The 9677-nt window shown below is 36.9% G+C and carries 7 protein-coding genes; 5 read left to right on the top strand and 2 right to left on the bottom strand.

Annotated features, from left to right (window positions below):
- The first annotated feature begins 101 nt into the window (after positions 1-101).
- Entirely contained in the window at positions 102-2579 is a 2478-nt protein-coding gene (locus tag E1171_RS14640; protein ID WP_155206776.1) for a patatin-like phospholipase family protein, read from the top strand.
- 43 nt (positions 2580-2622) lie between these two features.
- Here the strand turns inward: E1171_RS14640 and E1171_RS14645 are convergent, their stop codons facing one another.
- Complete coding sequence (locus E1171_RS14645) at positions 2623-3792, bottom strand: exo-beta-N-acetylmuramidase NamZ family protein (protein WP_155206777.1); 1170 nt, start codon at positions 3790-3792, stop codon at positions 2623-2625.
- A 426-nt stretch (positions 3793-4218) separates the two neighbouring features.
- Here E1171_RS14645 and E1171_RS14650 point away from each other — a divergent pair, with 426 nt between their 5' ends.
- The 4 genes from E1171_RS14650 (at position 4219) to E1171_RS14665 (ending at position 8133) form a co-directional block, all read left to right on the top strand.
- Positions 4219-5436, top strand: coding sequence for an ABC transporter permease (locus E1171_RS14650; protein WP_155206778.1), 1218 nt, complete (start codon positions 4219-4221; stop codon positions 5434-5436).
- The gene (locus E1171_RS14655) at positions 5429-6196 is read left to right on the top strand and encodes an HAD hydrolase-like protein (protein ID WP_155206780.1); all 768 of its coding nucleotides are present in this window, start codon (positions 5429-5431) and stop codon (positions 6194-6196) included. Before E1171_RS14650 ends, E1171_RS14655 begins: the two co-directional genes overlap by 8 nt.
- Positions 6197-6262: 66 nt before the next feature.
- Positions 6263-7354 (top strand): alanine racemase, encoded by a 1092-nt coding sequence (locus E1171_RS14660; RefSeq protein ID WP_155206782.1) that lies wholly within the window; start codon positions 6263-6265, stop codon positions 7352-7354.
- A gap of 245 nt (positions 7355-7599) precedes the next feature.
- On the top strand, positions 7600-8133 hold the full coding sequence (locus tag E1171_RS14665; protein WP_155206783.1) for a DUF4924 family protein: 534 nt from the start codon (positions 7600-7602) through the stop codon (positions 8131-8133).
- A 55-nt stretch (positions 8134-8188) separates the two neighbouring features.
- On the opposite strand, the gene E1171_RS14670 is transcribed toward E1171_RS14665, so the two are convergent.
- Complete coding sequence (locus E1171_RS14670; RefSeq protein ID WP_155206785.1) at positions 8189-9478, bottom strand: metal-dependent hydrolase family protein; 1290 nt, start codon at positions 9476-9478, stop codon at positions 8189-8191.
- Positions 9479-9677: the final 199 nt, after the last annotated feature.

Below are 9677 nucleotides of genomic sequence, written 5' to 3' on the forward strand. Positions count from 1 at the left end.
ATTGCTAGGAAAAGTATTTGCAAAATGAAAAACAACAAAGACAAGCAAACTTATTCTTAATGGTTTTTTCCGGCTTTTGATACGCGTTTAAAAATTATAGTATGCTTAAAAGCTTACTTTATTCTTTTCCAATACAGTTGTTAATCAACCACTTTAAAAAGAATTACCTAATCCTTTTATGCTGGGGGGTACTTTTTGCCTTTGTTACAGGTAACTTGGGCAAAACCCTGGGCATCCCCTACCTTTTCCTGGACCCTGAATATATGCACAAAACCAATTTTTGGGGTTTTCTAATCATGGGCCTGACATTGGGCGGATTTAGCATGGCTTTTAACATCACCTGTTACATTGTGGATAGCCACAGGTTCAGCTTCATTGGTACACTCACCCATCCCTTCCCAAAATTCTGCCTCAATAATGCGATAATTCCTCTCGCTTTTATAGGAATCTATGTCTATAAAGTCATTGATTTTCAAATAGACTTTGAGTACATGACTCCCCTAAAACTTCTAGACAAAATTGCGGGCCTATTTATTGGTTTTGGAATAGTACTGGCTGGTTTCTTCATCTATTTTCGATTTACAAATACTGATATATTCCTATATATCGCCGACAATCTCAATAAGCAACTTAAGAAACTCCCTTTTAGCCGACGGCATGCCATGCGTCAACTCCATAGGGCGAAAAAGAAAAATTACCCTGTGGAAAACTATTTAGATCTTAGATTGCGGGTTCGAAAAAATAATGAACGGCAAAACTATTACGACAAAGAAACCATCCTTAAAGTTTTTAATCAGAACCATCTGAACTCTATTATTATTGAACTCCTTTTATTTATCCTAATCTTCAGCCTGGGCGCTTTTAGCGACCACCCAATTTTTCAAATACCTGCCGCCGCCAGCGCCATTCTTTTTATGACCTTTGTACTCATTTTTACCGGTGCTTTAATCTATTGGTTTAGGAGCTGGTCTTTGCTCATTGTGTTGGTCTTCTTGTTTATAGGAGAATTATTGGTTCGACAAGGTTTCTTAGGTGATATTTACAAAGCTTATGGTCTGAATTATAATATTCCTCCTGTAGAATACTCCCTGAAACAGCTTAAAAAAACTAATGGTTCTGAAAACTATACCCATGATTATGAACAATCCCTCCATATTTTAGAGAACTGGAGAAAAAAATTCCCACCAACAGAAAACCCCAAACTAGTTTTTATTTGTGTTAGTGGGGGAGGCCAACGTTCAGCACTTTGGAGCTTAAGAGCCTTACAAGTAGCCGATAGTATTAGTGGAGGCAAACTTTTTGAACATACCCTATTGATTACAGGAGCTTCTGGGGGACTTATTGGAGCTAGTTATTTCCGGGAACTAAAATTTCGACAACAGCAAAAGGAAGATATTAATCCTTATCACCATAAATACCTGGATAAAATCGCTTCTGACAATTTAAATCCGGTAATTTTTAATATGCTGACCAATGACCTGTTCATGCGATTTAAAAATTTCACTTATGCCCAACAAATTTACCCCAAAGACAGAGGTTTTGCTTTTGAGGAGCAATTGAATAGGAATACGGATTTTCTCATGGACAAAAAACTTTCGGATTACCAACTTCCAGAGCAAAAAGCACAAATTCCTATGCTCATTATTTCTCCCACCATTACCAATGATGGAAGAAAATTATTCATTTCCCCTCAGCATGTTTCTTATATGGGCACTTCTCCATTCCACCAAAATATAATAGGAGAAAAAGAATACAAGGGCGTAGATTTTAGAAGATACCTTGAAAAACACGGAGCGGATAGCTTAAGGTTTATTTCGGCTCTTCGCATGAGCGCCACATTTCCCTATTTTACCCCTACCATTACTTTACCCACCAATCCACCCATTGAAATCATGGACGCCGGCATTGCAGATAATTTCGGCATTTCAGTAGCCGTACACTTTATGCAGGTTTTTAAAGATTGGATCAATGAAAACACCTCTGGAGTAGTAATCGTTTCCATAAGAGACTCGGAAAAGAACAAACCTATTAAACACCGAAATAACAATTCCCTTTTTTATAAATTCTTTACCCCTATTGAAAGCCTGTATCGAAACTGGGAAAACATTCAAGACCTTAATAATGACCATACCATAGAATTGGCCCATCAATGGTTTGAAAAAGACTTGGATAAAATTGAATTACAGTACATTTACCGACTGCCACACCATAACGGAGGTGAGGAAAGCTCTTTTAAACCGGCCCCAACCAATTACAAGCAAAAAAACAATGAGGCCTCCTTTTGGTCACCTATTAACGATAACTTCTCCAATAAACCCCCAAGCCGCACTACCTCACCCAAGCAGCTGGAAAAAGTTTATGAAAATTCTAACAGCAAATTGAATCAATCATTTTCAGAAGAAAAGGAGAACCATCGGGCGGCCTTAAGTTGGCACCTCACTAGCAGAGAAAAGAAAAATATAAGAGAAAATATTTTCACGAAAAATAACCAAAAAGCTATCAAGGATTTATTGCAACTCCTAGATAGTTCACAGGAACCCGTTCAGGTAAGTTCCCAAAACAAAAGGGAAGAACCTTAAAGCAAATCTGAAATCTTAAACTATCCTTTGAAGTAAAATACTATTATTCAAAATCAGGATAGAGCAAATACTTTTTTCGAATAGCTTTATACTTTAACAAATCTTCTACCCAACTCACCCGAATTTCCTTTTCATCAAAACCAGCCTTAATCTGCTCTTTTAGCTCACTATTGCCAGCCAACTTATCAAAGAAAGCATTGAAAAAATCCTCTTTTGAATCGGATTTCAAATAAAAATCAATAAGGTAACTTAAATTGAACTTTTTAGGTTTCTTTTTCCGCAGATCCACTCCATAACAGACCTCATTCTCCAGCTTAGGATATTTTGCCATCCCTTCAATACTTTTGGGAGTAAAGGAAAAATCTCCAAATCGTTTATCAGGATAACCGATGACCTGAAATGGAAATGTAGTCCCCCGGCCTATACTTACCCTTGTTCCTTCAAATAAACATAAGGACGGATATAACCGAATGGACTGATCATTTGGAAGGTTGGGCGAAGGTTTTACAGGCAATGAATAAGAAGTAGAATGGGTATAATTTTTTACAGGAACAACAAATAACTCACAAGTCAACCCACCTTTTAACCATTTTTCTCCATTTATCATTTCAGCCAATTCTCCTACTGTAACTCCATGCACAATAGGAAGCGGATCAAGGCCCACAAAAGATCTATAATTGCTTCTTAAAACCGGTCCATCAACATAATCCCCATTAGGGTTAGGACGATCAAGCACGATTAGTGTTTTTCCATTTTCCGCACAAGCTTCCATCACATAATGCAACGTACTGATGTAGGTATAAAACCTTACTCCTACATCCTGAATGTCAAAAATTACCACATCCACATCTTGCAATTGCTCTGCGGTTGGTTTTTTATTTTTTCCATACAAAGAAACAAGAGGTAACCCTGTTGTAGGATCAGTCCCATTTGCCACTTGTTCCCCTGCATCGGCATCTCCTCTAAAACCATGTTCAGGTGAAAAGATCTTGACAATAGCTAACTCTTTCTCCAGCAAGGCATCAACCAAATGTTTTTCTCCCACCCTCGAAGTTTGATTTACTACTAGGGCCAATTTCTTATCTTGAACTTGAGGTAAATATTGCTCAAACTGCTCAGCACCAACCGTTAAAGGGGATTGACCTTGTGCGAAGACAGGCAAAAAACTAAATAAGGTAAAGAAGGACAATAACCATATTAACTGATTCACCATAATTGATTTTCTTTGTTTTGAATAAACGAAAGCTGCACAAAGCTAATCTAAATCAAAAGAACTCCCATACTGCACTTCTGTACCAGCAAAACTGATAAAACCTAATGTGAGTCCTTAAAGCCGCCGAATTCAATTTTTACTACAGAATTAAAAAAGAAAAGCGGCTATTTTCCGACCTAACCTATTTTGCGGGGGCCGAAATAGAAGAACATCAAGAATTGTGCAAAAAAATTCAGAAAAGTTCCAATTTAATGATTTTTAGGAGGAATTTCCATAGGACACTGCTTTACCAGCAAAATTAAAAAAGGCATAGGAGTCCTTTAGTCCTATTAAATCAAATATTTTTTAAAGAAATATTGATTTTACCAGTTAGAAACAGGAAAATCAATTTACTTTGTTTCTCAACATTGATAAAACATAGGGGTATTGGACTTTTCATTTTTCATATCGAAACATATTAGCAAACCTGAATCAAACACCTTTACGGCCACTATTCACAAAATAGCGGTGGCAAGCATTGCTTTGGGTTTAGCCATTATGATTGTTTCCATCTTAATATTGGGTGGTTTTAAAAGAAACGTAACAGAAAAAATATACAGCTTCGGGGGCCATTTACAAGTGACCAAATTCACTGTTTCCAGCTCTTTTGAAGAAAGTCCCGTTTCCCTTAATTCGGTACTTTATCAACATCCGGATAGTTTTCCCCATGTTACACATGTGCAATCTTTCAGTTATAAAGCCGGCTTATTGAGAACCGACGAAGATGTACAAGGAGTAATCCTTAAAGGGGTGGGAGAAGATTTTGATGAAAAGGGATTTGAAAAAAACTTGGTAAAAGGTGATTTCCTTACCCATAAAAGACCCAATGGGTCCACCGACATTTTGATCAGTGTAAAATTAGCCAATTTACTTCAGCTAGATGTAGGGGACGATGTCATCATGTATTTTGTGCAAGTTCCACAGCGTTTCCGAAAATTAACCATTAAAGGTATATATAATACTGGCCTGGAAGATTTTGATGATAAAATCATTTTAGGTGACATTGCTCTAACGCAAAGACTAAATAACTGGGACTCCACTCAGGTAGGAGGATTTGAGGTTTTCATTGATGATTTAAATGCCCTGGACCAATCCGAAGATTATATTTACCGAAACATTGAGAATGACTTATATGTGGAATCCTCCGCAGACCTCAATTTGCAAACTTTTGAATGGCTGAACCTTTTAGCGAAGAATGTAAATATTTTCCTTGGACTGCTCATATTTGTGGCTTGCTTTAACATGATCACCATTCTTTTTATCATGATCATGGAGCGAACTCAAATGATAGGAATGTTAAAAGCTTTAGGAGCCACAAACCGACAAATTCGGAAGATTTTTATATACAACGGCATGCAACTCATCCTAAAAGGCTTGCTTATTGGCAATTTGATAGGAATTGGTTTTGGCATTCTTCAGGATCAATTCCAATTAATTTCTTTAGATCCTGAAAACTACTATATGGATTTTGTGCCGATTGAATGGAACAACTGGTTAATATTGGCTTTAAACCTAATGACATTTTTATTGGTTACGGCTACACTTTTAATTCCTACGGCCGTAATTACTAAAGTTCGACCAATAAAGGCCATTCGTTTTGATTAATAATAAGAAACTTTCTTCAGAAAAGGATAGATTTCAAAAGTCCTCAGAACTCCCATGCGACTCATTCAGCTCTTATAGTAAAGCAGTGCCACATGGGAGTTTATACAGCAAAACTTCCAAACCCAAAATCCTTATTTTCGATTTTGACGGAACCCTGGCGAATACATTAAATCTGGCGGTAGAAGTGTATAACTCCATTGCTGAAAATTTCAACTGTAAAAAAATTAAGGACGAAGAGCTTCAAGCTTTGAGAAACAGCAAGCCCCAGGACTTTTTTAAACCCTTAAATATCAAACCCTGGAAGCTTCCTTTAATCATTTTAAAAGCCCGCGCAGAAATTCATAAAAGAAAAGAAGAGATACAGCCTGTTTTCCACAACCTTTTTGAAATTTTATTCCAGCTCAAGGAATTTGGTTACAAGTGTCTCATTTTAACGTCCAACTCAAAGAAAAACGTCTCCTATTTTCTTCAAAAACATAACTTGTGTGGTATTTTTGAAAAAATATACACTACCAAACATTTATTTGGCAAACATAAAGTACTCAAAAAGATCCTAAAAAATGAAGGGTTAGATAAAAGTGAGTTTGTTTTCCTAGGGGATGAATCGAGAGACATTGAAGCAGCCCAAAAATTATCTATTAAAATGATAGCTGTCAGTTGGGGATATCAAAGTGAGAAAATTTTATCTCGTTGTCAACCCGACTTTCTGGTAAATCAGCCTGGAGATTTAACCCGTCTATTAATGGGAAAAACTATTTAATCAGTTGGTAATAATTGAAGATTTTAAAAGGCTACTATCACATTTTTAAAATTAAGTCCTATAAATATGATCACTGTACCTACCCTTTTACTAGACGAACAAAAATGTAGGAAAAATATCCGGACAATGGCACAAAAAGCCAGGCACCATCAACTTTCCTTCCGTCCACATTTTAAGACTCACCAATCTTTGAAAGTTGCTGAATGGTTTCGCGATGAAGGTGTGGATAAAATCACTGTTTCTTCCCTTGACATGGCTCTATATTTCATGGAAGGAGGATGGAACGATATAACAGTGGCCTTTCCAGTTAATATACTGGAAATTGAAAAAATCAATCAGCTCGCTTCCCAAATAAAATTAAATCTGATTGCAGTCAATGTTGAAAGCATTCGATATCTAAGTCAAAATCTAAAGCATCCCCTTAATGTCTTTCTTAAAATTGATGTTGGATACCACCGTACTGGAATTTTGCCCAATGACAGAAAACTAATTGATGATACTTTAAAAGAATCTAAGGAATCCAAAAACATTACGTTTTCCGGATTCCTGGGACATGCTGGACATAGTTATGCAGCAAAAGGGGATAAACAGATCGAAAAAGTACATCTACAAAGTCTTTCCATCAAGAAAGAGCTAAAAGCCCAATATGAATCAGAATATCCCAATCTCATGATTTCTCTGGGAGACACTCCCACCTGCAGTCGAATGGACAATTTTCAAGGGGTAGATGAGATCCGGCCAGGAAATTTTGCTTTTTACGATCTGGCTCAATGGTCTATTGGTTCTTGTGATATCAATCAAATTGCCGTAGCCATGGCTTGCCCCATAGTTGCCAAACATTCCGATAGAAACGAAATAATTATTTACGGAGGCGGTGTTCATTTTTCCAAAGACCGTGTCTACAACGAAGCTCTCGGAAAAGATTTTTATGGTTTTGCAGTCCCTTTGGAAAACAACCATTGGAAATTACCTGACCAAAAAAGCTATCTGTCTAAGATCAGTCAAGAGCATGGAACCATCAAAGCCAGCAAAGAATTTTTCAATAGCCATGAGGTAGGAGACATAATCGGAGTCATACCTATTCATTCTTGCATGACAGCCGATTGCATGAAATCTTACTTAAGTACCAAAGGGGAAAGAATACTAATGAAAAATTAATTCTAAAGTGGTTAAATTTATATAAACACAAGATTATACCCCTCTAACGTTATTATAAAATACTGTTCATCGAGAAATTAAATTGCTAATAAAAGAGAATAAAAAAATAGAGAGCAAACATTATTAATAAAAAAGGTTAAACACATCAGACCCATTATTAATAATTCATTATTCATTATTAATTATTTTGTTTAACCCCTTGAATTTTAGATATTGTGCTCCGGTAAAAACAAACCCTTGTCTCCATGGTCATTGCAGAGAAAAAAAGAAAAGAAAACATTTCCGAATACATCATCTTTATGTATCAGACGGAGGATTTAGTGCGGGCTTATCAATTTAATCTGGAAGAAATTGAAAAATATGTTATCAATCACTTTCCCATAGAGGATAAAAACAAAGCCGAAGTTAAAGCTTGGTATGGTAAGGTGATTGAACAAATGAAAACCGAGGGGATTGAAAAAGAAGGGCATTTAAGAGAAACAGTAGATATTGTTAAAGAACTCTCCGATTTGAACAGGGAGTTGTTGAAATCTGACAAGAACTACCGCAGCATCTATGACCAAGCCAAGTTGCATATCAAGAAACATCTTGAGCTATCAGAAGGGAAAGTCACCGATGGTATTCAAATCTGTATAAATGGGATTTATGGATTAATGCTTCTTCGCTTGAATGGTAAAAAAGTAGAAGAAAGCCAAAAAGCAAGCCTTAACTCATTTGGGGATGTACTTTCTTACCTAAGTTTCAAGTATAAAAAACGAAGAGCCATAAACCAAAATTAAATAAAAAAGGCTTTCTCCAGACAAGAGAAAGCCTTTTCTAATTTGATAAAAATACCTAAATATTCTTAAACACCTCTCCTCCCTTCATTACAAATTCCACTTGTTGAAGAACAGAAATATCTTTCAAAGGATCACCTTCCACAGCAATAATATCCGCTTTTTTGCCCTTTTCAACAGACCCCAGTTCATCTTCTATTCCCAAAAGCATGGCTGCATTTACAGTGGCTGCCTGAATGGCCTCCATTTCGCTCATTCCTCCTTCCACCATTAAATTAAACTCCCTGGCATTGTAACCATGCACAAAAACTCCGGCATCTGTTCCGAAGGCAATTTTTACTCCCTTTTTATAAGCTCTGCTAAAAGTATCCTGTAATTGAGGGCCAATCGCCAAAGCTTTAGGAACTACGATTTCTGGATAATATCCCGGTACTTTTGCTGAATCGGCCACTGTTTTACCTGCTAAAAGGGTGGGTACATACCAGGTACCGTGCTGCTTCATTAAGGCAATGGTTTCCTCATCCATAAAAGTACCATGCTCTATGGAAGTGACCCCAGCGCGTATCGCTCTTTTCATTCCTTCAGCACCATGTGCATGAGCAGCCACAGTCATGCCCATGTCATTGGCAGTCTCAATTATACCCCTTAATTCGTCTTCCATAAATTGTGGGGCAGAACCATTTTTAGCCATTGAAAGCACTCCAGCTGTAGCAGTAATCTTAATCAGGTCTGATCCATTTTTATAGCGTTGACGCACAGCCTTTCTAGCATCAAAAGGACCGTTTGCCACTCCTTCTTTAGGTCCCGGATCACCAGATAGTTCTTTTCGATATCCATTTGTTGGGTCAGCATGTCCTCCGGTTGTGGCAATAGATTTTCCAGAAGTGTAAATTCTTGGACCAACCGCATACCCATTATTAATCGCATCACGAAGTGAAATATTTACTCCGCTGCCTCCCAAATCTCTCACAGTAGTAAAACCTGACATCAGGGTAATATTGGCATATTTTGCAGCCCTATAAGCTACATCGGCATCGTTTAAAGTAAATCGTTGTATATAACTATTAGGACTAGTCTGACTTTCAACATGGACATGCATATCCATTAGCCCCGGTAAAACTGTTTTACCCGAAAGATCCAATAATTGATCAGATTCTCCCGGTTTCATAAAACCTGATCGGACTTCCACTATTTTATCTCCATCTACCACAATTGTCATTTTGTCTTGGGCCTTGCTTCTTTTACCATCTATTAGCTTTCCGCAATGTATTATCGTTCTTTGAGCAAACGACAAATTCACAAAAAATAAAGCAATCAAGAACAAAGTAAATTTTGTACATTTCACCATCATTAACTTTTTAATAGGTTAAAAAGGCAAAATATAGGAATTTATTCGGGATAAACACAAAATAGTTGCAGCTATTCTTATCATGAGGATAATGTAGTGTTCGACTTAATTTCTTGGTCAATTACCAAAAGACCATTCCTCCAATGAGGACATATTTATCATTATTTAAAAACTCCATTTAGTTTCTATAAAAAAAAAA

The sequence above is a fragment of the Xanthovirga aplysinae genome, assembly GCF_009711365.1.
In the GTDB taxonomy this organism is placed as follows: domain Bacteria; phylum Bacteroidota; class Bacteroidia; order Cytophagales; family Cyclobacteriaceae; genus Xanthovirga; species Xanthovirga aplysinae.